Source organism: Bifidobacterium panos (genome assembly GCF_012932445.1).
Taxonomy (GTDB): Bacteria; Actinomycetota; Actinomycetes; order Actinomycetales; family Bifidobacteriaceae; genus Bifidobacterium; species Bifidobacterium panos.
Genome location: NZ_JAAIIJ010000003.1, coordinates 1 through 26,232 on the forward strand (window position 1 = coordinate 1; position 26,232 = coordinate 26,232).

The 26,232-nt window shown below is 61.0% G+C and carries 12 protein-coding genes and 1 tRNA gene; 5 read left to right on the forward strand and 8 right to left on the reverse strand.

Annotated elements, in window-relative coordinates; all coding sequences use genetic code 11:
* Positions 1–1,553: BspA family leucine-rich repeat surface protein (locus G1C94_RS01285; RefSeq protein WP_172143945.1), on the reverse strand; the 1,553-nt coding region annotated here is incomplete at its 3' end.
* A 447-nt stretch (positions 1,554–2,000) separates the two neighbouring features.
* On the opposite strand from G1C94_RS01285, the gene G1C94_RS01290 reads away from it, so the two are divergent.
* Positions 2,001–2,073 (forward strand) — tRNA-Arg (locus G1C94_RS01290).
* Positions 2,074–2,113: 40 nt separating this feature from the next.
* Here the strand turns inward: G1C94_RS01290 and G1C94_RS01295 are convergent.
* Positions 2,114–3,082, reverse strand: coding sequence for a Ppx/GppA phosphatase family protein (locus G1C94_RS01295; RefSeq protein ID WP_172143947.1), 969 nt, complete (start codon positions 3,080–3,082; stop codon positions 2,114–2,116).
* Between the two features lie 112 nt (positions 3,083–3,194).
* Positions 3,195–4,433 (reverse strand): ATP-binding protein, encoded by a 1,239-nt coding sequence (locus G1C94_RS01300; RefSeq protein ID WP_216656760.1) that lies wholly within the window; start codon positions 4,431–4,433, stop codon positions 3,195–3,197.
* Between the two features lie 309 nt (positions 4,434–4,742).
* On the opposite strand from G1C94_RS01300, the gene G1C94_RS01305 reads away from it, so the two are divergent.
* Positions 4,743–5,795 (forward strand): Gfo/Idh/MocA family protein, encoded by a 1,053-nt coding sequence (locus G1C94_RS01305; protein WP_172144168.1) that lies wholly within the window; start codon positions 4,743–4,745, stop codon positions 5,793–5,795.
* Between the two features lie 96 nt (positions 5,796–5,891).
* Here G1C94_RS01305 and G1C94_RS01310 read toward each other — a convergent pair whose 3' ends face one another.
* From G1C94_RS01310 to G1C94_RS01330, 5 genes are all read right to left on the reverse strand, one after another.
* On the reverse strand, positions 5,892–7,190 hold the full coding sequence (locus tag G1C94_RS01310; protein ID WP_172143949.1) for an MFS transporter: 1,299 nt from the start codon (positions 7,188–7,190) through the stop codon (positions 5,892–5,894).
* Positions 7,187–7,864, reverse strand: a complete 678-nt coding sequence (locus G1C94_RS01315) for a GNAT family N-acetyltransferase (RefSeq protein ID WP_172143951.1) — start codon at positions 7,862–7,864, stop codon at positions 7,187–7,189. The genes G1C94_RS01310 and G1C94_RS01315 overlap by 4 nt, the downstream gene beginning before the upstream one ends.
* A gap of 166 nt (positions 7,865–8,030) precedes the next feature.
* Positions 8,031–11,936, reverse strand: a complete 3,906-nt coding sequence (locus tag G1C94_RS01320) for an ATP-dependent DNA helicase (protein WP_172143953.1) — start codon at positions 11,934–11,936, stop codon at positions 8,031–8,033.
* On the reverse strand, positions 11,933–15,943 hold the full coding sequence (locus G1C94_RS01325) for a PD-(D/E)XK nuclease family protein (RefSeq protein ID WP_253902258.1): 4,011 nt from the start codon (positions 15,941–15,943) through the stop codon (positions 11,933–11,935). The genes G1C94_RS01320 and G1C94_RS01325 overlap by 4 nt, the downstream gene beginning before the upstream one ends.
* Positions 15,944–16,168: 225 nt before the next feature.
* Positions 16,169–17,530, reverse strand: coding sequence for an ATP-binding protein (locus G1C94_RS01330; protein ID WP_172143955.1), 1,362 nt, complete (start codon positions 17,528–17,530; stop codon positions 16,169–16,171).
* A 280-nt stretch (positions 17,531–17,810) separates the two neighbouring features.
* On the opposite strand from G1C94_RS01330, the gene G1C94_RS01335 reads away from it, so the two are divergent.
* The 3 genes from G1C94_RS01335 to G1C94_RS01345 are packed head-to-tail and all read left to right on the forward strand — an operon-like array spanning position 17,811 to position 26,232.
* Positions 17,811–18,959, forward strand: coding sequence for a serine/threonine protein kinase (locus tag G1C94_RS01335; RefSeq protein ID WP_172143957.1), 1,149 nt, complete (start codon positions 17,811–17,813; stop codon positions 18,957–18,959).
* The gene (locus G1C94_RS01340) at positions 18,956–24,958 is read left to right on the forward strand and encodes an Ig-like domain-containing protein (protein ID WP_172143959.1); all 6,003 of its coding nucleotides are present in this window, start codon (positions 18,956–18,958) and stop codon (positions 24,956–24,958) included. The genes G1C94_RS01335 and G1C94_RS01340 overlap by 4 nt, the downstream gene beginning before the upstream one ends.
* Positions 24,955–26,232, forward strand: a complete 1,278-nt coding sequence (locus G1C94_RS01345) for an AAA family ATPase (protein WP_417852140.1) — start codon at positions 24,955–24,957, stop codon at positions 26,230–26,232. The genes G1C94_RS01340 and G1C94_RS01345 overlap by 4 nt, the downstream gene beginning before the upstream one ends.

Genomic DNA, 26,232 nt, shown 5'->3' on the forward strand with positions numbered 1-26,232 from the left:
TTGAAATGCACCTCCACATTAGGCAAATCCTCATACTTAGCCGTGAACGTCACATCCGACTTGACCGTCAAATCCCCAATCTGATCAGGCTGATACACCGGACCGTCCTTACCAAGCTGCCAGCCCAAGAACTTCTTGCCCGCAATCGCCGTCACATCAGGCTGCTTATAACCAGCCGCTTTCTTCAGCTCCGTGTCGGTCGTCACCGTCAACTGGGTCTTCACACCATCGGCCAGCACGCCATCCGAGGTCACGTTGAACGATACCTTATTATTTTCTTTGGCGGTCCACTGGGCATACAGGTTCACCGTCAAGCCATCCGCAGCCGTCCGGTTCATCACGGCCTCATCATCGTAATAGACACCCTTGCCGTCACGCTTCGTATTCCACCCGGCAAACGAATAACCCTCACGAGAGAACTTGTTCGGGGACAGCTTCTGACCCGCACCGGGCGCGATCTTCTGGGGATCCATCGAGCCCGACGCATCCGCCGCATTCGCATCAAACTCCACCGTATACTCGGGAGCGAACGGCGTATACGTCACCATCCCGGTAGGAGGCGTCGGAATATCCGATGGAGACTCATACACATCACCCGTCGTCCCATTCCGCCACTTACCGATATTCACATATCCCGAAGGTGCCTCAGCCTTAGCATCAGGACTGCCAAGAGTGCACTCAGAGAGCTTCAAATTGAACTTCGCACCCAGCGTCAACTCCTGAAGATTGGAGAGACCGGAAAGCATGTATGTGCAGCTCGTCACGTTCCGCGTGTTGAAACTCGACAAATCCAACTCCGTCAACCCCGAACAACCAGAGAACATGCCGTACATGTTCGTGACCTTCGATGTAACGAAACCGGACACATCCAACTTCGTCAACCCCGAACAACCCTGGAACATGCTGTCCATTTCCGTCACCTTCGACGTGTCCCACCCGGACAAATTCAGCGACGTTAACTTCGAACAAGCCGCAAACATCTGGCCCATGCTCGTCACGTTCGACGTGTTGAAACCGGACACATCCAACTCGGTCAACGACAAGCAACCTTGGAACATGGACCACATGTTCGTCACGTTCGACGTGCTGATCTGGCTGAGACCATTGATGGAGACAAGACCAGTGAACCAAGAAGAGGAATCATTCGACGAGAACAGGTAGGACGAATCCTTCGGGAAGCTGGGGTATGCGTTGTTTGCGCCATACACCACGTCATACATGGTGTTGCCATCAACAGTGACCGCAGTCGCGCAGCCCCGCACGGAAACGCCGTCATCACCGTTCACATCCTCGCCGGCATCCCAACACGTCTTCTTGTACGCATCGGGCAGGCCACTCTGGAACGTAATGCTGCGAACCTGGGACCTATTGATACTGGGATCAAGAACCAAGCCATTGTTGTTGCGCAGCGTGCCCGACACCGCTTCAGCTTGGGCGGGCATGAACCCCATGGGAGCCAATACGGCCATCATCGCCACCGCCAGTAGGAACGCCAGCGCCTTCACGGGTCTGCCGCGGCGCCCGGACGGGGCCTTAACTACTGCATGTCTCATTGCATTCAACTCCTTTAGGTAGGTTTCTCCTACCAACGTCGTTAAAGGAAAACTGCACACCCGCGGACGGCCAGCCTTGGCCGCTCTTCCTTGAGTGCACAAACCTTATCAGCACAAAGATTCCCCCCCCCTGAGACAAGCCAATCCGGGACGAACCGACGAAAACAGGCGAGAACCGCACCATACCAATGGAGGGAATATATCACCCTCGGTGTGTCGCTACAGAGGATTGAACTGGATAGTGGTATAAGGCGCACATTCAAAACGGGATGGATGGGCACCGCGACTTGAGACGCACTCGCAACGGCCTTGTTCCGTTGGCGGGATGTTACGGATGGCACGGGCGGGATCATTACCGTATTACCGTCAACCGGCGTTGTCCTTATGCTATTGAAACGAACAGCCCACGGGGCTCTTCGCCGCTGTATGTTATACTGAAACGCTGTTGCCCCAGTAGCTCAGTGGATAGAGCACATCTCTCCTAAAGATGGTGTCGTAGGTTCGATTCCTATCTGGGGCACATCTGAGTCTCAAAGCGCAGATACGCGGCTCCGCAAGTGTCAGAAACCCAAGCGGGTGCGGCCGAATTGGTCGAGCCAGCGCAGAATCGCACCCTCTCGCAACGCCCACGGGCAGATTTCGATTTCCTCGACATTCAACGCCCTCATGATTTCGGCGGCAACCACCGCGCCACCGACGATCTGCATCGTGCGCTCTTGGGTAATGCCAGGCAGAGCCACACGCTGTTGCGGCGAAATCGCAGCCAGCCTGGGAATCCAATCCTCCAACTGATCGAGAGTCATGATCTTCGTATCCTCACGACCCGGCTGACGCAACACCGCACCAGCGAGACGAGCGAGGGAACGGAAGGTCTTCGATGTGCCGACCGCATGGTTCGGATGCTTGGACGATGGGAAAGCCTCGACCATCGGCTCGATCACCTTGCGCACCTGCTTGCGCACCTTCACCAGTTCCTCAGCGGTGGCGACGCCTTCGGGCAGAAACTCAGTGGTGATGCGGCCCGCGCCCGCAGGCACCGACAATGCCACGGTCGGCTCCTCATCCGAGCCCATCGCCACTTCCAACGAACCGCCACCGATGTCAAGCATGAGCAGGCGACCGGCATCCCACCCATACCAGCGGCGCGCGGCAAGGAACGTGAGCCGAGCCTCATCAGCGCCGGACAGCACCGTCACGCCCTGGCCGATGCGCTCCTCGATTTTATGGAGCACCTTGTTGCCATTCGGTGCCTCGCGAATGGCGCTGGTGGCCATGGCGAGCAACTGCGTGATCTCGTACTCCTCAGCGAGATGCATGCCCTTGTCGACGGCCTGAAGCAACGCTTCGACGCCGGACTTCTTGATGGAACCGTCCTCTTTGAGATATTGCATGAGGCGCACGGTGCTTTTCACGCTCGCCTCGGGGTCGGGACGCGCGCCGAGAGCCGCGTCGACAATCAGCATGTGGACGGTGTTGGATCCGATATCGAGCACCCCTAGACGGGTGGCTTGCGAATGAAGATTGGCCATGAATATGACCCTAGCACTGCGCACACCCCTATTGGTGGGATGGCGCTGGCGCCGCGGAGTTCATACGGCCTGGCGCGGCAGGGACGGTATATGGATGACCCTATGGCTTTTGCTAAAAATCCTCGCTCAGCAGGAAGTCCGCGAGATGCATGATCTTGACCCCGTTAATGTTGCCTGTGGCAAGCTCGTCCAGCGTCACCACATATTTCGGGTAGTGATCTTTGATTTCAAGCAGGTTGGCGATTTCCCTGTCTGATTCCTCCGGCATATTGCGGCACACCTGCACATAAATGCGCTCATCACGCCGCACGGCCACGAAGTCAATCTCCTTGCTTGCGTTCTTGCCGATATACGCATCGTAGCCTTTTCGACGAAGCTCAAAATACACGATGTTTTCCAGCATGGCGGCGACGGACTTCGGGTTAAACCCCATCATGCAGTATTTCAGGGAAGCATCCGCAAGGTAGAATTTCTCCTGCGTTTTCAGAACGGTTTTGCCCTGCATGTCGTACCGCTGACAGCGGTAGATCACGAAAGCCTTTTCCAGCCATTCCAGATAGTTATACACAGACTCCACCGAGAGGGAACGCCCCTCGTTTTTCATGAATTTCACGATGGCATTGGCGGAAAAAGTCTTGCCGACATTTTCAATGACATACTTAACCACACGGTTGAACAAACCAAAGTTGGTGATATTGTGCCGTTTGGTGATGTCACTGGTGATGACGGAATCATAAATTCCCTCAACGATCTGATAGGACGAGCGCTCATCGAAGTTTCCAAGGGCGACGATGGGGAACCCGCCCGTGCGGATGTAGTTGTTCAGAAGCTCTTTGGGCGTGCGGCCGCTTTCCTTTTTGAACTCCAGATATTCCGCAAAGGACAATGTGAAAACCGGGATGGAGATATAGCGCCCTGTTAGATAGGTGGATATTTCGCTGGACATCAGCTTGGAGTTGGAGCCGGTCACATAGATATCCGTGTTGGTCCCCTCCAACAGACTGTTGACCGTCTTCTCCCATCCGCCGACCTCCTGCACCTCGTCCAGCAAAAGATAGTAGTGCTGGCCGTCAGCCATTTTGCCTTTTATATCGCGGTACATTTGCTTGGCGGTCATGCCATCGTCCAGCTCTTGCGAGCTATAGCGCATATAGATCACATGATCAGCAGGGATGCCGCTGTTGATCAGGTCGTCTTGCAGCATGTCCAAAATGGTCGATTTTCCGCAGCGGCGGATTCCAGAGAGAATCTTCACCAGCGGAACTTCTCGGTAGGTTTTCAGTATGTCCAGATAATAGGGTCTAACAATCATATTCATTACCTCTCTGCCATTAGGATAACCCAAAAACATTTAGATAATCGATAGTTTTTACTGAGATTTCAGAAAAACTATCAAAATATGGCAGTTTTTTCGGTTCTATCTTCACCTGTAGTGGCGGGGAAGCGGCGCAAAGAACGGGACTGTCTGTACGCTACAGCCAAAACGTTTGTTGCTCCGGTGCCCAGTGGCTTCAGTGGCACATTGGGTTTTCAGCGGGTCGCTTGCGGCAACATCACGGAGTTTATGCGGCCGGGAACGGCAGGGACGGTATATGGATGACCCTATGATGGCAGTGTCTTACAAGAGCTGCATTACAAGAGCCGTATTCGAGGAGGAATGATGGGCAGGTTGAATGGCAGGCGCGCCGAGGCGCTGGCGAATGGCGAGCAGGTGAATGTCGCGATTCTGGGGGCTGGGCGCATTGCTCACACGATGGCCGACACGTTGGTGAAGATGGCGAGCGACCCGCGGTATGCCAGCTGGATTCACCCTTATGCGGTGGCGGCGCGGGACGGCGAGCGCGCCGAGACATTCGCGGCTCAATACGGGCTGGACAAGGCCTATGGCTCCTATGAGGCGCTGGCCGGGGACGAGAATGTGGACTTGGTGTATATCGCCACGCCGCACAATCTGCACGCCGAACAGTCAATCATGTGTATGCAGGCGGGCAGGAACGTGCTGGTGGAGAAGGCGTTCACCGCGAACGCGAGGCAGGCGCGCGAGCTGATCGAGACCGCCGAGAAGACGGGGATGCTCGCCACCGAGGCGATCTGGACGCGCTACCAGCCGAGCCGGGCGATTATCAACGAGCTGGTGGACGGCGGTGAGCTGGGCGAGGTGAAGGCCGTGCGCGCCGATTTGAGCTATGCCGTGGACGGCAAGGCACGCATCACCGACCCCGCTTTGGCCGGCGGGGCGCTCCTGGATGTGGGCGTGTATGCGCTGAACTTCATCGATATGGCGGTGGGTGCCGACCACGGGCGCGCCATCGAGCGTCTCGACACCACGATGACGCCGTTTGCGACCGGCGTGGACGCTTCGAACTCGACCACGCTGGTGTATGGGGACGGCTTGATGGCCACGGCGACCAGCTCGGCGGTGGCGGCGTCCGACCGGTTCGGTTGCATCTATGGCACCGAGGGCTATGCCGTGGTGACGAATATCAACAATCCCGAGGGCATCGACGTGTATGGACTTGATCACAAGCTGCGCCGCCATATCGACGTGCCCGCACAGCTGACCGGCTATGAGTATGAGGTGGCGGCCGCGGCCAATGCCCTGCTTGATGGCCGCGGCGAATGCCCCGAGATGCCACACGCCGACACCTTGCGCATCATGGAGCTCATGGACGAGATTCGCGGGCGCTGGGGGCTGAAGTACCCGTTTGAGTGATTCGGTGGTTTTGTGATTTTGTGATTCAGTGATTCTCGGGTCGCCCGTGGGCGAGCGTTCACGGACGCTCGCCCACGAACGTTCAGGCGTGAATGCTCAGGCGCGTTTGCGTGACAGAGCCCAGCCGAGCAAGGCGAGCGGGACGGCGCAGGCGGTGAAGCAGAACGGCAGCACCATGCCGACATGAGCGCCGGCCTGGTCAAGCACGACGCCGGCCACTAACGAGCCCATCGAAGCACCAACCGTGCCTGCCGTGTTCACCCAGCTCAAGCCTTCCGTCAGGCTTTCGACAGGCACCAGTTCCTTGACCACCAGATTGCCCGTGGTGAGCAGGGGCGAGACGAACAAGCCCGTCACCACTTCGAGGGCACCGAGCAAGAGCAGGTTGTCCATCGCCAAGCGGAAGCCGACATAACCGGCGGTAAGCAGGCACAGAAACAGCACCATGTGCCCCCAATGCGAGCCCTTGAACTGGTGCGAGCCGAAAATCACCGCGCCGATGCACGAACCGACCGCAAACATCGCCAACTGCAACCCGAGGAACTGCTCCAGGCCCATCGCCTTGATGGTGGCGGTGATCGACACGTCGAACGCGGTGAAGCTCATATTGAACACCACGAACACCGCCAGCACGGGCAACACGCCGGCATAGAGCAGCGCGCTTTTGGCTCTGGGCCTGCCGGAGCGCAACTGGCGCAGGCTGAATCGGTTGGACTGCTCGCCCTCGCGCGCCAACTCCTGGCCGCTCTGGGTGACGTCGATTTGCTCGATCATGGCCGGCGGCTGCGTGGACTTCAAGTGGAAGAACACCGTTCCGCCCAGCGCGCACGCGATCGTCGGCACGAACAGCTGGCTGACCGGGTGCACCGAGGTGGCGAGCCAGGCGGCCAAAATCGGCCCCAGAATGAACACTATCTCGTCGATGGCGGCTTCCAGCGCGTAGGCTGTGTTGAGCAGTGCCTCTTCCCCGTCCACGCCGCGCAAGGCGTAGGCCCAGCGCGTGCGTACCAAAGCGCCGAACGCAAACTGGGTGAGCCCCATCATGATGGCGAGCACGAACAGCAGCCCAATCGGCACGCGAACCAAGGCGCCGAACGCGAACAACAGCATCGCGACTACCTGCGCCGAGAGCGCGAGACGACCGACGCGGCGCTGCCCGAAGCGGTCGAACAGGCGTGCGTACAGCGGTGTGACGATGGCCACGGCGAACACGTAGGCGGCGCTCATGGTGCCGGCGATCGTCCAATTGTTGTATATGTGGTTCAACGCAAGCACAATACCCAAGCTCATCATGGACATCGGCAGGCGGGCCAGCGCGCCGGAGAGGCAGAACGCCTTGGTGCCGGGGATGCGGAACAGCTGAGAATATGAGGATTGAGACTGCTTGTTGCTCATCGGGTCACCTCCCCCGCGTAGATGAACAGGTCGGCGTCATCGGGCACCGGCTCGTCCGGGTGGTCTTTGGCGTATCGTTCGGCCACGCGATTCAGGCCCTGATGGTCGTAAAAGCTCACGTCGCAACCGGAATCGGTGTGCAGATAGTAGCGTTCGACGCCTTGGCTTGCGAAGGACGCGAGCAGCCGCCGCCACAAGGTACCGCCCACGCCGCGGCCTCGTGCGGCCCTCGCGACGAGGAACAGCTCCAATTCGGCCTGAGTGTGCGCGTTGATGCCGAGAACGCTTTCCATGCGACGCTCCAGATCATGCCAGCCGTTGGTCAGGCTCAATGCGCGCGTGCCGGCGGCGGTGGAACCAAGCTGGCCGTCCACCTCGGCGAGCGCTTGCGGCACCTGATCGAACAGCACCGGCTGGCCGACGACGCGCGACAGCGTGACGCCCATGAACGAGCCGCTTTCCTCGTCTACGGCGACTTCGGCGCGCGTGGCGGGCTCAAGGTAATGCAGGGTGAAATGACGCGACAATCGTTGGGAAAGATCGCGGCTGAGGGAACCGGTTTCACCCCATGTGCAATCGAACTCTTCGACGATGGCGTCCAGGTCGCTCCACTCGAGGGGGCGGTAGGTGACGCCGTTGGCGGTTGCTTTGGTTGCGGTGTTGAACGCAGCCATGATGCTTCATACTCCTTTAATACTTATCGTTCGGCACGTGCGCCCGCCCACACATGCGCGCACGAGGGTCGCGGTTCCCTCCGATGCGGCCACGGCGCGTTTCAGCCGTGTTGCAGCCATGCGCCCCGCGTTGCGGCGATTGCCTTATCGCGCGGGGTTGTTCGGCTTAGTCGTCATCGGATGGCTCGGGAGGCCCGGAGCTCAACTCGGCAATGATGTCTTGTTGTGTTTTCGGCTCGGCTTGCAGTTGGCGCAACTGCTCGTCGGGCTCACTCACATAGTAGAGAGCGGTGTCGATACTTTCCAGAGGCACGCCCTCAATCGCCGACAGCAGAAGCCTGTAGAGGTCGAGCTGCACGAGTTTGCGGGTGATATCTTCGCTTTTGCGCGGGCGGCGGCCAGTTTTCCAGTCGACGATGGTGAAGCGCTTCGTGTTGTCGTTCGGGTCGAGGCCGCCGACGAACACGGCGTCGAGTTTGCCGTTGACGACTTGGCCGTTCAGTTCGGGGATGGACACCACGATTTGGCGCTCCACCCACGCCGGGGTGCGCTTGGCCCAAGGGGATGCGGCGAGGCGCTGTTTCCAGGCGAGCATTTGCTGCGCATCGCTCGAATCGGATTGGCTCTCGGTTTGGCTCTGGGTTTGCCTTTCGGCTTGGTTCTCGGCTTGCTTCGCTTGTTCAACCTGTTCGGCGAGTTCGCCTAGCATGGCCTTGCGCGAGAAGGATTGCCGCGTTTGCTCGTTCAGTTCGGCATCGAAGAAACGCTCGGCCCAGGCGTGGAATTGAGTGCCGGCCGATGCGGCGGGCGAAGCCACCGAGGGAATGGGACGGATGATGGAACGCCAGTAGCCGCGCTCCTCACGCTCGCTCATGCCGCCCGCGCCGGCCTGCAAGCTGGTGACGCTTTGGCGTGAGGACTCAAGGATGCGCTGGGCTTTGGCTTTGACGGCCTCATCCAAGGCCTCGCCTTGCAAAACGCCCGTCATCAAATCGTCGTCGGCAACGAGCAGACGAGCCTTGTCGAGCAACGAACCCGAGCCCAACGCCGACTCCGTGTCGGAGCAGGAGGCCCGGCGCACCGCATCGGCGCTGGATGCCAAACGACTGGCGACACGTTCGCTTACATGGGACGGCCACGCGAGGGCGGTTTCGCCTTCGCTTGTCTCGATGTCGGCAAGCCAAGCCTCGCCCACCACCGCGTTCTCGTAACATTGCGCGCGCTCCCCCGCGAAATATCCGCTCGGCAGGGGGATCTCGGGCTGCTCCCCCTCTTCGGCGGGCAGATTGCTTGGGTTGCTTGCCACATCGCTATGGGAGCACAGCGAATCATGCACTTCGAGCCAGAAGTTCGAGGGGGCGGCTTCACGGTGCTTCTCGGGCAGCACACGCGGGTCGCGCCCCGGCTCACTGGTGCGGCTGTAGGTCAGCAGCGCGTCGTTTCTGGCGCGGGTCAGTGCCACATATACCAGACGGCGTTCGTCGGCGTGCAGACGGCGGCCATATTCCTCTTCCTGAGTCAAATACCAGGTGTCGGGGTCGACTTCGTCCACATCGTCGCCGCATTGGCGCAGCGAGCCGTAGACTTCGTCGTCGATGAGTTCGATGTCCTCAAGCGCATGCAACGCCTCGATCGGGTCGTCTTGGGCCGGCGCATCGTGCGGGAAACGCGGCAGAATGTCGGCGTCCGCGCGAACCGGCACCGGCACGGCGGCCGGGTCGGCAAGCCATGTTCGGGCCGTCTCGCGATATTCAGGTGCCGCCCACGAGCCATCCTGCATGCCACCAGGGTGATTGTCGTCGAGCTTGACCGCCAGATGGTCGCCCTGGTTGCTGGGGAACGCCCCGGCTTTGAGACCGACCACGGCGACGGCGTCCCATTCAAGTCCTTTGGACTGGTGCACCGTCATCAGTTCCACATCGGTGCCGGAATCGGCGTTCAGCGTGGAGGTTTCGTCCTCGATGCTGCCCAACTGATCCACCCATGCCATGAATCCGCGCAAGGTGGGCGAAGTGCCGAGCGAGATTTCCGAGGTATAGGTGTCGACCAAATCGATGACGGTGTTCACCGGGGTGCGGGCGAGTGTGGGATTGACGGGCGTTTCGGCGTTGTTGAACGCTTGGGCGAGCACCATGTCGATGTCCAAATCGAGCGCCTCGGCGGCGGTGCGCACCACGTCTGCTAGCGGGCGGCCTGTCGCGTCACACACCTGCCGCAACATTCGCCCGGCATGCAACACCGTGAGCCTGTCCGCCTTGCCCAGGGCGCTCTGAAGGCCCAGTTGCTCCTCAAGATCCTCGCGCATCAGCACATCGGGCAGGAACACGCTGTTGACCACTTCGTCACGATGTTCGCGCACCAGCGCATCCCACTGCTTGCGATCCGCGTCGGCGGACACCAATCCCGCCACAACCAGCGCGCGATATTGGGCTTCCACGTTCAACCGCTGTGCAAGGGACGCGAGGGCGGTGAGTGCGTTGGCATCGAGATGGAAACGCGGGGTGGCGAGCAGTCGCATCAGCGAAGCGGAATCGGTGTGGTCCGCGGCGACATGCAGCAGCGCGAGAATGTCGCGGATTTCCGGGCGGGAAAGCATGGCGGAATATCCGACGACCATGGTGGTCAGCCCGGCTTGCTCAAGCGCCTGCTGGAAAGCGGGCATCGTGGTTTTGGAGCGGAACAGCACCGCGACGCTGCCTTTGTGCCCGCTTTCGGGAGCGCTGTTGCGCGCGATGGCTTCGCGGCAGAAACGCACCACGCCGTCGACTTCCTGGCCGAGCGTGTCGTATCCGAGCACGCCGACGGTGCCTTGCGGCGCCTCGGGCAATGCGCTTAAGGCCGTCACGTCCACTTCGCGCATCAGCGAACTGCCCGCGCGTCGAGGCGATTGGCGCAACGGCAGGGTGAGGTTGTTGGCCGCTTCGAGCACCAGCTTGGAGTTGCGGCGGGTGACGCTCAGCGGATAGGGCTTGGCATCGGCGGGCAGATGGAAGCTCTGCTGGAACATGCGGAACGCGCCCGGGCTGGCCCCGCGCCATGCATAGATCGACTGGAAGGGGTCGCCCACCGCGCCCACGGCGGTGCCCCGCGCGGCGAACAGCGTGGCGAGCAGCGCGGCTTGGGTGGTGGAGGTGTCCTGATATTCGTCCAGCAGCACATGACTGAAGCGTTTGCGGTAGCGCTCGCCGATGGAGGGGAATCGGGTGACGAGCTGGTAGGCGGCGATGGTGAAGTCGGAAAATTCGGCCATATTGAGCCGGCGCTTTTCCGTTGCGTATTGCTCGACAAGGTTCAGCAGCAGTTCGCGCCGTTCGGCCACGGCGAGAAGGTTCGCACAGTTGAATACGCACTGATTGTGCAGTTTTTCGCGGTATTCGCTGAGTTTGGCGGCCCAGGTGTCATCCGTGTCTTTTTTGGTGCGCCGCGGCGGCTTGCCGATGGTGGGCGCTTCTTCGGGCACGGTTTCGCTGCCGATGGCCGTGCGCACCTGGTTGATGAACGCATCATCCCATGCGCGCACGCGGGCGATGGCCTGGTCCATGTCGGTGACGTCGCCGCCGATCATGGCGCTGCCGATTGCGTCGCACAGGCTGAGCACCTGCCGGGCGAGCGTGGAAAACGCGCCGAGATCCTGGCCGCGCAGCTCGCCCATATTCCGGTCGATCACCTCGGTGACCAGTTGCAATGCGCCGGCTTCGCTCAATGGCTGCGTGTTCTGGTCGAAGCCGACGAGCAGCCCGTATTGGCGCACGATGGATTGGAAGAATGCGTCGTATGTGGACACTTCCGGTTTGAGGAACAGGCGGTCCGTGCTCTCGCCTTCGCCCTCGCCAACGCTTTCGCCAAGCACTGCGCCGGCGACGCGCGAGAGCAGTTCGCCCGCGGCTTTGCGCGTGAACGTAAGACCGAGGATGCGTTCGGGGGCCACGCCGCGCTCGATCAGCGCGACGATGCGGCGGGTCATGGTGTAGGTTTTGCCCGAGCCCGCGCCGGCGACGACGAGCACATCGTCGTTTTCGGGGGCGGTGATGACCGCCGCCTGCTCGGGGCTGTCGATGGGTGCGTTGTTCATGCTTGCCTCGTTTCAAACACAGTGTCTATTTGCCCTGCGCACGCCGGACAGACGGCGTTCATGCGGCAAGACCCAAGATGTTCGGCGGTGGGATGCGCTTCGAGCCGTTCGGCGCGGCTGGCGGCCGCGGCATAGAACACGCGGGCGATCATAGTCAGCGACCACAAAGCCTGCGTGCCGTTGAGGGCCATGAACAGTCGCCAAACATCATCATCGAGATGGGCCAGTTCGCCGGGCTTGCTCGCCTCAAGCGGCGCGATGTCGAGCATGGCGAGCGGGTTCCTGTAGTGGTCGCGCACCGTGAAGGCTTGCAAGTTCAGACTTGCGCCGGTGAACAGCGGCGGTTGGAACAACCCTTCCGGCGCGTAGCTTTCAGCCGGGGAAGCCTTGTGCCCCACATGGAACAGGGCGCTCTGAGTGACCTGCGGGCAAGCCTCACGCTCACCTTGTTCGGGGAATGCCAGCCCGAGCTGATAACACACCAACTGCAAATCGTTGACAATCTGCCTGACGGAAGGCACCCGCCCGGTTTTGTAGTCAATCAGCCGCGTGACAAGAGTGCCGTCCTCCAGCAGCCGCGTCTCCTTGCGGTCGATGCGCCCGGAAAGTCGCACCACCAGATCCTCGCGCATGCCTTCGGGCCAGCCTCCGACCAGGAATCCCATCAGCTCACACAAATCGGAGCGCGAGATGGAATCCATGCCGGGCAGCGCGTTATAGGCCGCGAGGATGTCCCCCATGTCGAAACGAGCGGAGAACTGCTCTTCGCAACTAGCCTGCTGGAGCGTGCCGATGGAGAACTTTTCGGCGTTTTTGCCTAAGTAATCGGCGGTGTTGCTGCGCACGAAATAGGAAGCGATGTTGGCCAGCGTCGCTTCGGCCTGATCGTCCTTGCGCATGGCGGAATACCGTTCGCGCGGGTTGGTGATGGTGCTCAGATCAGGTTTGAGGCCGTTATATATCTCAAGCAATCGGCTGACGGCCGCGGCCATGCGTTCCTCGACGCTTTTGCCGGCCATGAAATCAGGCAGATCAAGCCCCTCCTTGCTGCCTTGCTCGGCCACCGTGTGAATCAGTGTGCCGAAGCTGGTGGCGGCGGAGCCTGCTTTGGGGCCGGCGAAGCGGTTTTCCAACAGCCAGCACACCGGGCATCCCCACAGTTGGTCGACGGCGGAGGGGGACAGCGTGGCCGCGGGGGCTGCCGCTGTGTTGTCTTGCGTCGCTTCGGATTGGCCGGACTGCCCGGACTGTTCGCGGTTCTCGACGAACGACCAGTTGCCGGGGTCGGCCGCCTCAATGCTATGTTCGGACAGCAAGGCGAGCGTGGCTGCGGCATCCTGACCTTCGGGTGAATCGGCAGGATATTGGGCCAGCCGCACGCGCGCCGCGGCAACCAGCCCGCGCGGGTCGGCGTCAAGCCCGGCGTTCTCGTCGCCCACCACCGCGAACGTGATCTGCTCGCGATTGCGCGGGCATTGTTCCGGCAGATAGCCGTAGAGAAAATCGGAAGGCGTCAGGTCGTCGTTCCACACGGCGCTTAGATTCACGGTGCGATCGGCGCGGGTGAGCGCGACCAGCAGACTTTTCTTCTCACTGGACAACACTGCGGACAGACGCGGATCGATGTTCGCTTGCGCCGCTTGCACACCGCCGTGCAGAATGACTTCGGCCAAATCCTCCCCACCGAACAGCGTGGCGCGTTCGGCGAGATTGGGCCAGACATCCTGCTGTATGGCGGGCATCCACACATACTCCCAGTGACGACCCGCCGCGCCGGCCGGCGTGGTGAGCGTGACGGCCTGCTCAATCGGCCCCACATGCGCCAGCGAATCGGCTTCAAGCTCCATGCCCCTCACCTGCGCGATGAAGCTGACGATATCATGGCCGGCCGCACCGTCCTGCGCGTATTGGAACAGACGCATCGCCACGTCAAGCCGATCGTTGGCGGCACGGCCCTCAGACGTGTTACGCAATGCCGCGCGCTGCCACGCGAGGGCGACCCCCGTGGTTTGCCATGCGAGGGCGAGCGTGAACTGCGGCTCGTTGGAGGTGAGCCGCCGCGATTCCCTGGCAACCCTATCGACCAGCTTCCACACGCGCTGGAATGCCTTGAGCTGCGGATTGTCACCGAGCACCTGCGCGATAAGAGCGAGCGCGTCTGCGGCAGGGGCTTGGGGCTCATCCAGTGCGAGCATGGCGTATTGGCAAGCCGTGCCGAACGAAGAAGCATCCGCGGCGCTCGGATCGAACAGACTGTCGTCCACCTGCACGGAAGCTGGGCTCGCCTCGGACGCTCTTTGGGCGACCAACCGATGCCAGGCGGCGACCAGCTGGGGCAGTGCGGTTGCCCCCTCGGCATCAAGAGCGTCCGGCGTCACATCCTGCAGATTGGCAAGGGATTCGAGCGAATTCATGGCAGATTCGACGGCTTCGATTCTTGCGGGAGTCCCCTCCCCCGGCTTGGCACCGGTGGTAATCAACGGGCAACTCATCAGCGTCGCCACACGCAAGCGGGCGAACGCACCGACTTCGGCAAGGCTCATCGACGTGCCGGCCAGCCCTTGACGGCGCAAACGCGCCAGCTCGATCAGCGCGAACAGACCCTGCACGAACGGTTCGCTGTTCAAAGGCCTGGTGACCGAGGAATAACGCACCGGCACGCCGTCGCGGCGCAGACGCTCGCCGAACACGCGCACGGTGGCGTTGTCGTGCGCAATGACGGCCATGTCATTCCATGTGGCGCGGCCGTCGAGCCGCGCGCGTTTGATGCGCCAGACCACATCGTCAAGTTCCTCGCGCGGGCTGCGATATAGGGCAACGTTCAGCGAATCGTCGACTTTCCCGACAGGCCGAATCGGCAATGTTCCCTCGACTTGCGGCAGTTTGCCGGGGCGCTGCGGCAACGGCGCTGTTTCCGCTTCGGGCGAGGGAATCGACAGCGAGACGCGGGCGGCCACCACGTCACGGTAGGTGGTGTGTGTATCGTCTTGCTCGGCACGCGCCTCAAGTTTCAACAGACGCGCCCGAAGCGGCCCGCGCTGCGCCTCGGCGAACAGGTATTCCGGGTAGGAGCCGCGGAAGGTCTGCACGGCCTCGTCGGGGTTGCCGACCAGCACCACCCTTGTTCCAGCTTGGCGCAGTGCCTCGATAAAACGCAGCCCGGCGAACGTGGTGTCTTGGAAGTCATCGACGATCAGCAGGTCGGGAAGCGCAAGGCTTTGCGCCTGGTCTTTACAGCGCCGCAACGCGTCGGCCCCTTCGACCAGCAGACGCGAGGCATCGAGACGATATTCGCGCGGATAGGCGGCACGAATGGCCTCGGCATATTCGCGGCGCAATGCGAACGCGAGCCGCCATTGCGTCTCCAAATGCTCGATGCCGCCCATCAGCGCGGCGGACGAATCGGCGTGAAGTTTGCCAAGCAGCTCGTCTTCGCGCTCGAACGAGGCACCCAATTCGTCCATGCGAGCGAGCATGTCGCGCAACTGGTTGATAAAGGCACCGGAAACGCCGTTGGCGAACATCGCCGCCGTGGTGGAACCATCAGCGCAAGAGTCGGCTGCCGGCGCGGCGGCATGCGCCCAGTCATCTTGGGCGAAATAGGCCCGCAACAGCCGGCACGCGTCGCACAATTCGCCACGTTGGGCATGCACGAGATGCGCAGCGAGCACTTGGCGCAACAGGGCATCCTGCTCGGCGCCATTGAGCAGTTTGGGTTCCGACTCATGCGCCGCGAAACGTTCGGCCGCAATCACGCGGAACGCGAGCGCCGACAGTGTGGTCACCGGGCGGGCTTGCCCCAACGCGCCCATCCGGCGAACCGCCCGGTCGGAAAGCTCGCCGGCCAGCGTGCGGTTGGACACGCTCATCACCGCCGCCTCGCCGCCGAGCGCCCGCAACCCCTTGATCAGCGCATCATACGCGAACTCGGTTTTGCCGCATCGGGGCGGCCCCGCCACCAACAGCGCGCTTTCACCGTCGTCTCCTTCGATCAGCCTGTCAAGCATGCGGCAACACTCCATTCTCATCGACTGTTTCCAAGCCTAAACCGCCGCAAGCACACGATTCATCACACGCGCCGCACCGACGGCAATAACTTCCTGCATCTATAAACCGGACAGAGCGCTTTTGCTGCAATTCCGCGGTTCCCAGAGCCGACATACCAATAATCACAGATTTTCAGATTGCCACGCCCCGCTGCTTTCCAACGCAAGCGCAAGCCTCAACCGAACCTACAAACAAAATCCCATATAAAGCGGCAAATAGATGCGTCCCTGTTCTGTTTTCAATTGCTTGGGATGCAGCACAATCTGCTCGCCGACCCGACTGCCGAACCGCTTGGCGAAGCGATCAAGCGACGTGGTGCCGTACTGACGCGGCGATTTCACTTCGACCGGGCTGACCCGCGGTTTCATCGCGGCATCCGCGAACGGACGAACAATCAGGAAATCGATTTCCATACGCTCATCCCCCTCACCATGCCCGGATCGGGAATAAAAGAACAGCTTGTGGCCGTTGGCCCGCAGCATCTGCGCGACAATGTTTTCCGTAAGCATTCCCTCGTTCAAGCCGATATCACCACGCAATACCGCGCGGTATACGTTTTCATCGGTGGTTCGCCCGTCCGAGAAGGCCAATGTCACCAGAAGACCGGTGTCCGCCATATAGCATTTCAATGAGGATTGCTTCATATTGAGCGACAAACCCACCGCGGGGTCGGCGCAGGCGTAACACAGATTGGCCATCCGGGCATCGGCCAGCCAGAAGAAGGCTTCCTCGTAGTTGCGCATTCGCGCGTTCTTATCGAGCGAGCTGAGCAGGAACCGTTTCTCATGTTTGGACAGCTGCCCGGCAAGCCCATCCAGCACGCTGACGACTTTGAACTCGTAGCCGTGAGCGAAGCGGGCCACGTCGCTGCGATACAGATTGACGATGCGTCGTTTGCTCTCATCGACCGGCGCGAATTGGCGCTGCTCGACGTATATGCTCACCGGCTCCGGCATGCCGCCGACCAGCATGTACTCGCGGAACAAGCCCATCGCACGACGATGCAGCCCATCGGGCAATGGTTTCGCCTCCTTGAATTGCCTGCGGATGAGTTCGGACAACTGTTGCTCTCCCATGGCCCACAGGAACTCCTCGAAATCCAGCGGATTGAGTTCAAGGGAATCCTCCTCCGAGGGAATGACGATGTCCTGAACGTTCTGCTTGATGGACAGCAGGGAGCCGGTCTCGATGTAATCGTATCTGCCGTCGGCCACGAGATATTTGATCAGGCCACGCGCCTCGGGAAACATCTGCACCTCATCGAACACCACCAGCGTGTTCCTGTCATGCAGCTGGACGCCGTAATACGTTGACAAATATAGGAACAGCGTGTCAAAGTCCGTGCGATAATCCCTGAAATAGCCCTTCACTTCATCCGTTGCCTGAAAGAAGTCAATGAGCAGGCAAGACGAGTACTCATTGCGGCCAAATTCGGCGACCAGCGTGCTCTTGCCCACGCGCCGGGCACCCTCAAGCATCAGGGCGGTCTTGCCTTTGGAGTGTTGCTTCCATTTCAGCAATTGCTCATAAGCCTTGCGTTTCAACATATTACATCCTTTGTGAGCACGATATGCAGAACTTCGCAGTGTTGATTTTACACGATATGCAGAACTTTCATACCCGGAATATGCACGATATGCAGAACTTAAGAGGTTGAGATATACACGATATGCAGAACTTCGAGACCGGCGGTGGGGAACATTCGAGATGCGCGCCTTCGCGGAACCAAAAACGCGTTCGAACAAAATGTGAAGAAATCCGGGGGCTCAATCCACAATTGCCGATTGGGCTTGCGCGGCGATCGCACGCCACCCGAGCATGGAATGCATGAAGAGCATCGACACACCACTGGCACCGCGCATCGACGGGTTCGCGTTCGTGCGCGCGCTCGGGGCGGGGTCGACGGCCAATGTATATCTGTATCGACAGCTCGACTCGAACCGCCTGGCGGCAATCAAGGTGAGCCGCGAATCACTCGACCCGGCCATCGCGGCGCGATTCGCCAAGGAAGCCGACATGATGGCCCGGCTGTCAAGCCACCCCCACATCCTGTCCGTCTACGGCACCGGAGTCACCTCGAGGGGCCTGGGATACATCATTGCCGAATATGCCCCCGGCGGCACATACAAGGAACTCACGCAAACGCAGCCCCTGACTTGCGAACAGATGCTTGATCTGGGCGTCAAGCTGTGCGGCGCGCTGGCCGAGGCGCATCGCGCGGGCATCATCCATCGCGACATCAAGACCAGCAATATCCTCGTCACTGCGGACGGGTTGCCTGCCCTGGCCGATTTCGGCATTGCCAGCACCATCTATGACAAGACGTTCACCGGCTATTCGCTACCGTGGGCGTCGCCGGAGGTGCTGTGCGGCCACGCGGGGCGCGAGACGGCGGACATCTATTCGCTGGGCGCCACGCTGTATGCCACGCTGGTGGGCGAGTCGCCGTTTGAATATGGCTACCGGCCGCGCTCCTCAAGCGAGCTGGCCCAACTGATCATCAACAGTCCCGTGCCGCCTTTCAACGGATCCGACACCGACGTGCCGGCGGATATCGGCAAAGCGTTATACCGCGCCATGGAGAAGCGCCCGGACGAGCGTTACCACTGCGCGCTTGACTTCGGCCGCGAACTGCAACGCCTCCAACAAACGCACTTCGGGCATATAACCCCGATTACGGCCGAGGGGGTGATGCCTTACCCCGAGCAACGAACCGCGCCCTCGCAAGCAACCATAGCCAAGAGTGCGAAAAGCCGCGCTTGGGCAAAGCCCGTTGCCGTTCTCCTCCTCATCATCGTCGCGCTGACTGCGCTCGCATGTTTGTTCGCGTTCGTCGTCGTGCCGCGCATGGATTCGGCCCCCATCGGCAAACGCACGCAAATCATCGCGCCGGAGACCCGCAATGAACCAGACAGGACTTTGGTGGCATCATACGTGTGCGCCGAGCGTGCCGGGAAGCATGGGGGTGCATCATGAGGCAATCGCCGCAGACGCGCACGCACATGCAACAAGCGAGGGCGCTGGTGCAGCGGCTACTGGCCGCGGGCAAGCGCAAGTGGGTGGCTCCCGTGGCCGTCCTGTTGCTGATCCTCGCCGTTATCGCCGGGGCCATCATCGTCAGTTCCGTCACACAACAGCATGTGCAACTGGACGACGGCACGGTGTGGGTCACGTCGCTACAGCACCGCAAGGCCGCGCGGTTCAACGTCAAACTGAAGCAGGCCGATGCCGCGATTTCCTCGCCGGCCCAGAAGTTCGACGTGGCCCAGCACGATTCGGACACCCTGCTCTATGAGGGAAGCAAAGCCTCCTGTATCAAAGCCTCCACCATCAGCGTGAACGGCAGCGCCGAAACCGGCGGCAATGCCGTCACGATGATTGGCGGCGGCACGGCGGCTTTTCTCAACACCAAGAACGGCAACGTGTGGGCGGGCAAGGCCGGCGACGCCGCCTCAATCTCCCCGGCGAGCGCGCAGCCGAAGATGAAACTTGGCACGGGCGGCTTGGCCGTGGTGGACAGCGATGGCGAGGTGTGGGGATATCGCCCGTCGGACGGCATGGTGCTCAAGCTCGCCAATCCAACCGACACACGGGCGGTGGAAACCAAATCGATCACCGGCGGCGAGCGGCTTGAGGCCAGTTCGTTCACCGTGGTGAGCGGCACTCCGGTCGTCGTTTCGGGCAAACGGCTGGTGTTCAAGGGCGGCGAGGTGAGCCTCGACGTCGATGGGCGGTTGGTTTTGCAATCGCCCGCGGTGGACGGCGAACAGTCCGGATGGGTGGCCGTGGCCAGCCCCAGCGGGTTAATCACGGTGAATCTGAACGAAGCGAACCCCAAGCCGTTCGCACTGACGTCCGGCGGGAAGGGCGAACCGGCGCAACCGGTGTCCTCGGGCGGATGCGTGCACGCGGCGTTCAGCCAGAACGCCAATAATTACGTGCGCGTGTGTTCCGTGCGGGACACCGAGGCGGAATACAACACGCTTAAGCAAGTGAACGCCAGTTCCCAGCTGGTGCTGCGCGCCAACCACCGTCAAGTGATATTGAACGACGTGATCAATGGCAACGTGTGGAACCCCAAGGATTCGACCAACGTCATCAAAATACAGTGGAACACCATCCAAACCGAACAGCGCGAACAGGAGCAGCTCAACAACGATTCGGCCAGCAACCGGCGCGATTTCGCCAAAACCTGCTCCACACAGTCCGGCCAGATCAAAGCGCAGGACGACGATTTCGGCGCGCGCGTCGGCAGTCGGCAGATTCTCGATGTATTGCGCAACGACGAGCAAACCGATTGTTCGGTGCTGCGCATCACCCGCGCAAACGCCCCGGCCGGCGGCAACGTGTCCGTTTGGCCCATATATGACGGGCGCTACTTGCAGTTTGATGCCTCGAACGCGCATGCGGGTTCGGCGAGTTTCTCCTATGAGATTTCGGACGGGCACGGCCAAAGTTCCACGGCCACCGTGCATGTGAGCCTGACGGACGGCGCCAATCGTGCGCCCACGCAGAGCGACATGCCGCCCGAAGTGTCGCTCGAGCAGGGCGCGACATACACGATGAACGCACTCGGTTCGTTCACCGACCCGGACGGTGACCCATTGACGTTGGTTTCGGCCACGGCCAACAACAGCGATCAGGTCACGATCACCACGCGTGCGGACGGGCAACTGGTGTTCAACGCCGGCGCCGCGACTTCCGGGCGCATCGGCGTTGAGGTGACCGCTTCGGACGGGGAGGCTGTCGGCACCGGCATGGCGTATTTCTCAATCAAACCGGCGAACACCCTGGCCGCCGACATCGACCCGGTGGTCACATCCACCTTGCCTGACACCGACACGACCATCGAACTCAAGCAATACGTGCACGGCACCAGTGCGCAACCGGCGCAACTTTCGTCAGTCGAGCCTCCCAGCGGCACGCGCACGACGATGAACGCCGCCGACATGACCATCCAGTTCACCGCCACGCAGACCGGCACATATTACGTGCCCTACACCATCACCCAAGGTTCGATGCCAGCCACCGGTTTGGCGCGCGTGGAAGTGCAGCCCTCGGCCAAGGAATCCTCTAAACCGATCGCCTCGAACGACGTGGCGCTGCTCGGCTCCGACAACACCGCCATCGTCGAACCGCTGAACAACGACATTGATCCGATGGGCGGCGTGCTATCGATCACCAGCGTGAGCGCCGAGGCGAGCAGCGGCATTAAAACCGGCTTGGTGGGCCACAAGCGTGTGTATCTGATGGCTCGGCAGACGCCGACCAAACCGGTGAAGGTGTCATATACCGTGGCGAATGCGGTCGGCACCGCCACTGGCACCATCACACTGCAACCGCCGGCGCTATCGGCCACCAACTCGGTGCCGAAGGCCGGTAACGTGAACGCGCAGGTGCGCACCGGGGGCATTGTGTCGGTGGATGTGCTCGACCATGTGAATTATTCCGATGGCACGACCGTCAAGTTGTGCAGCGACCTGCAAACCGACAAGGCCACATTCAAGGGACTGGCCTTCGTTTCCGGCAATACCGTGCGCTATCAGGCTCCCGACGAACCGGGGGTTTATCCAATCACCTATACAGTCAAAGACAATCTGGGCAATGCCGCTTCGGGCACCATCACCGTGACCGTGCACAAGAAAAACGCCGAGGGCAAGGCTGCGCCCACCCCGCACGACGTCGAAGCGCAGGTGGCCGCCGGGCAGAAAGTGCGTATTCCGATCACACTCACCGGCATCGATGCGGATGGTGACGACGACCAGTTGCTGGGCTTGGGCAACAAGGCACCGCAACTGGGCCGCATCACCGAAGTGGGTGCCGACTATCTGATCTACGAGGCGTATGAGGATTCCTCCGGCACCGACACCTTCTCGTATGCCGTGGAGGATTGGACGGGTCAACGCGCCCAGGCGCGGATTTGCGTGGGCGTGTTCCAAGGTACATCCGATTCCGGCGTGGTGGCGCGCGACGACAGCGTTACGCTGCGCCCCAACACCGCAGCCACCGTGCCTGTCGCGCTCAACGACATCTGCGGATACAACGCCGAACTGAGCGTTGAGAAGAAACTGGAAACCCAAGGGATTGACAGCGCCGAGGTGAGGGACAATATGGTCAGTTTCACCGCACCTTCGCAGCCCGGAACCAGCTATATCATCTACACAATCAAAGACAAGGCCGGCTTGCAGGATACGGGAACACTGACAGTCAACGTCGATCCGAACGCCCCGATCGAAGCGCCCGACGCCTATGATTATCGCGTTCCTTCCGCCGCCACCATCGACAAGACAAGCGTGGACGTGGACGTGAGCCAGTGGATCGCCAACCCATCCGGCACCTCGGACGAGCTGGAGGTCGGTGTCGACTCGTCCGCCAAAGACCATGCACGTGTCAAAGGCGGCAACCATTCCACCGTCATCACCGTGGATCTGACCGACGAGGCTCGCGCCGTGCCATATACGGTGACGAACACGACCCATGGCCTCACGTCGACGGCATTCATTCAAGTGCCGGCCTACGGTGTGTTTCCACCGGCGCTCCGTCCGAAAGCGCCCGCACTGAAGGTGGGTGCGGGCGGGACCATCGAAATCGATATCGCCGATTATGTGCGCGTGGGTGCCGGCAAAACGCCATACGTGGATGGAGCCGACGGCGTGAGCGCCACCAAGGCGGCCAATGGCGACCTGTACGTGGACGAGGGCAGGCTCAAGTTCACCGCTGCCAAGGATTATGCCGGCCCGGCTTCAATCACGTTTACCGCGGCGGATGGCAAGCGCGGAAAAGACAAGGCCACAATCATCAACACTGCCGTGCTCACCTTGCCGATTACGGTGGTCGGACGCGACGTGCCGGCTCCGACGTTCTCCTCCCCCGTCATCGACGTGGCGGCTGGCGAAGAGGCCACGACCATCGACCTGAAAGCCCTGACGCACAGCCCGAATGAGGCCTATGAGGATGATAAGGAATACACCTATTCAGGTGGCGGCACATCAGGCAAGATAACCGCAAGCGTTTCGACGGCGGGGCTGATGCTGGTCAAGGCGGAGCAAAACGCCTCGCCCGGCACCACCGTCAACGTGCCCGTCCAAATCACCTATGCCAAGGGGAGCTTGAACGCCGGCGTAAGCGTGCGCGTGGTCGCCTCTTCCCGCCCTTTGGCGCGCGTCGGCGACAAAACGGTGAAGCTCAAAGCCGGAACGTCCGAAACGGTGAACCTGTTTGACGGCGCTTATAACCCGTTCCCTGAAACGCCGCTACGCGCGGCGAAATGCGCCAGCGACGACAACTCGAAACTGCTGGTCGTCTGCGATGCTTCCGGCAGCATCACCATCAGCGCCGCGAAGAACATCGGCGCGAGCTCCAACAGGGTGATTGCCACCGTAGAGGATGGCACCGGTGCCGAGGATCGTAAAGTCACCGGCGCAATCACCGTATCCGTGGTTGATCGGCCGGAAGCGCCGCTGCTGTCGCCGGTCGACGCGAAAGCGCGGGACGGGGCTGTCGATCTTGCATGGACGCCGAATTCCGCCAACGGCAGCCCGATCACCGAATACGAGGTGACGTATAGCGGGCCGAGCGCGGGCACCAAATCGTGCGGCGCCGCAACCACTTGCAAGGTCACGGATTTGACGAACGGGCAGACCTACACCTTCACGGTGCGTGCCAAAAACGAGGTCGGTTGGTCCCAATATTCCAACGCCACCACCGGCAAACCCGACAAGGTGCCCGGCGCTCCGGGCGACGTGAGCGTTATGGGCGGCAAGAATGCGCTCACCGTCAATTGGCAGGCACCGCAAGGCAAGTTCAGTGCGCCGACCGGATACAACGTCACCATTATCGGGCCGAACGGCTGGACGGATAGGCATACCGGTGTGACAGGCACCTCGGATCGGTTCGACATCAGCGACAACGTGCTGTCGACCGGCACCTCATTCACCGCAAACGTCACAGCCATCAACGAGGTCGGCGAAAGCGCCGCGGGCACGGGCAGCGGAGGCGACGTCTATGGCAAGCCCGATGACCTGACCTTGAGCTTGCATCAGGATGGCGACACCGTGACCGGCACCGTGCAAACCCACGCCATGCGAGGCAACAGCTGCCAAGTCCTGACGGCGGACCGCAGCGAAGCAGACGGTCTCGACTGCGATACCAAGCGGTTCTCGTTTTCCTTGAACAACGACGATTTCTTCACCGACATCACGGTAACCGTCACGATGACCACCGATCAAGGCATCAAGGTCAGCGGCAAGCAATCGATACAGCCCCATGCCGCAATCGGCACGGTCGGCTTCGACGCTCCCGACGCCAACGACGACAAGTGCGAGATGAGCTGGCACATCGACGGCAAAGTCGATGAAGTCGAAGCCGAATTGGGCGGCAATACAAGCGAGGCACATACCGGCAGGTTGGAATACACTCCACAGCCGTGGACCGTCTGCGCGATCGGAACGGTTACACCGAAGCTCAATGGGGTTTCCGCAAGTCCATCGAGCTCCCCGCAGGATTCCACCATGCTCAAACCCAAGGCCGCCATCGAACAACCGACGTCGGCGACATGGGTCGACCGCGATCACATCGCCATAGAAGGCACCTATCCCAATGCGTATGGCCGCGATGTCAACGTTTCGGTTGAAATCAATGGGGAAGCCTTCAGCTGGCGCAACGGGGAGACGATTGACGTTTCCGGCCTTGCCAACGCCGACAGTTATACGTTGCAGCAGATAACAGTGTCCGACGCCAAAGGCGATACCGCCCTCGACAACAGTCAGGATTGCCGCATAACCATAAGCGGCACCCGCCCCATCACGGCAAATGCAGGCGGACATTATGCTTCGGCCCGGCTGTTGAGCCGCATCACCGAGCAGCAGATATGGACGGAAGGCCGCGATGCGCGAGACGGAGCCGCAACATTGCTCGCCGCCACCACTTCAACGGCGGATAGCCGACAGAACACCCGCCAACGGCAACGATCATGAAGGAGAGCACGAGCATGAACGAGAACATCGGCGACGCCACGCAACTATCCGATTCGACGCATCTGTCGACTGTGCCTCATATCGGGACGCCCGATGTGCAAGCGCCGGCCGCGCCCAGTCTGCCCGCGCGCACAAGTGGTGCCCCCGCATATTCCGGCACACCGTCGTTCAGCGCGCGTGTCCCCAAGCAAACGAGGCCACTCGACGAGGACGGCACCCGCTTGGGTTCCTTGCATGCCCAACAGATGAACGTCGTTGACAAGGCACCCTCCCCCATTGCGCCCGCGCCGCAGCCCAGCGCTTCCTCACTGCCCGCAGCCGACGGCGATGTGCTGCGTTTTCAGCAAGCTTTCAATAGACTCGTCGAGAATATGTCCAATGTGGTGGCCGGCAAGGAGATGCCGATTCGCCAAGTCGTCACCGCGCTGCTGGCGGGCGGGCATGTGCTGTTGGAAGACAATCCCGGCACCGGCAAAACGCAGTTGGCACGCGCGTTGGCCCGTTCGATCGACACCTCGTTCAAGCGCATCCAGTTCACCCCGGATTTGCTGCCATCCGATGTGATGGGCGTGACCTTCTATGACCAGAAAACCGGCGATTTCACCTTCCGCGAAGGCCCGATTTTCGCTTCCATCGTGCTGGCCGACGAAATCAACCGGGCCTCGCCGAAAACCCAGTCGGCGCTGCTGGAGGCGATGGAGGAGCAGAAGGTCACCGTGGACGGCGAAGCGCACGCCGTGCCGCAACCGTTCATCGTCATCGCCACCCAGAACCCCATCGAACAGCTTGGCACTTACAAGCTGCCCGAGGCGCAGATGGATCGTTTTCTCATCAAGACCTCGATTGGCCATCCCGATCACGACACATCCGTTCAGGTGCTGAAGCAAGCCGACATCACCGACCGAGCCGAAACCATCTCCACAGTGCTTAGTGACAGTGATGTTCTCGCCTTGCGCAAGACAGCCGAGAACATCTATGTGGATGATGCAATCTGCGAATACATCGTGCGACTGGTGGAACAGACCCGTCACAGCGAGCGCGTGATGGTCGGTTCCTCCATGCGCGGCGCGCTCGCCCTGACCCGTTGCGCACGCATCTGGGCAGCAACCGAAGGGCGCGGCTATGTCATCCCCGACGATGTGAAGGACTTGGCGATGCCGGTGCTCGCCCATCGCATCAGCCTGACGGCCCAAGCCGCCTTCGACGGCGAGACACCCGAAAGCGTTATTGGCGACATCATCGAAAACGTGCCCGCGCCGACCATCGGAGCCTGA

Excerpts from the sequence above, each read along its gene's own strand:
- G1C94_RS01335 (WP_172143957.1), top strand. The coding sequence starts at position 17,811 with ATGAAGAGCATCGACACACCACTGGCACCGCGCATCGACGGGTTCGCG.
- G1C94_RS01330 (WP_172143955.1), bottom strand. The coding sequence starts at position 17,530 with ATGTTGAAACGCAAGGCTTATGAGCAATTGCTGAAATGGAAGCAACAC.
- G1C94_RS01315 (WP_172143951.1), bottom strand. The coding sequence starts at position 7,864 with ATGGCTGCGTTCAACACCGCAACCAAAGCAACCGCCAACGGCGTCACC.
- G1C94_RS01340 (WP_172143959.1), top strand. The coding sequence starts at position 18,956 with ATGAGGCAATCGCCGCAGACGCGCACGCACATGCAACAAGCGAGGGCG.
- G1C94_RS01300 (WP_216656760.1), bottom strand. The coding sequence starts at position 4,433 with ATGTTTTTGGGTTATCCTAATGGCAGAGAGGTAATGAATATGATTGTT.
- G1C94_RS01310 (WP_172143949.1), bottom strand. The coding sequence starts at position 7,190 with ATGAGCAACAAGCAGTCTCAATCCTCATATTCTCAGCTGTTCCGCATC.
- G1C94_RS01295 (WP_172143947.1), bottom strand. The coding sequence starts at position 3,082 with ATGGCCAATCTTCATTCGCAAGCCACCCGTCTAGGGGTGCTCGATATC.
- G1C94_RS01345 (WP_417852140.1), top strand. The coding sequence starts at position 24,955 with ATGAAGGAGAGCACGAGCATGAACGAGAACATCGGCGACGCCACGCAA.
- G1C94_RS01320 (WP_172143953.1), bottom strand. The coding sequence starts at position 11,936 with ATGAACAACGCACCCATCGACAGCCCCGAGCAGGCGGCGGTCATCACC.
- G1C94_RS01305 (WP_172144168.1), top strand. The coding sequence starts at position 4,743 with ATGGGCAGGTTGAATGGCAGGCGCGCCGAGGCGCTGGCGAATGGCGAG.
- G1C94_RS01325 (WP_253902258.1), bottom strand. The coding sequence starts at position 15,943 with ATGCTTGACAGGCTGATCGAAGGAGACGACGGTGAAAGCGCGCTGTTG.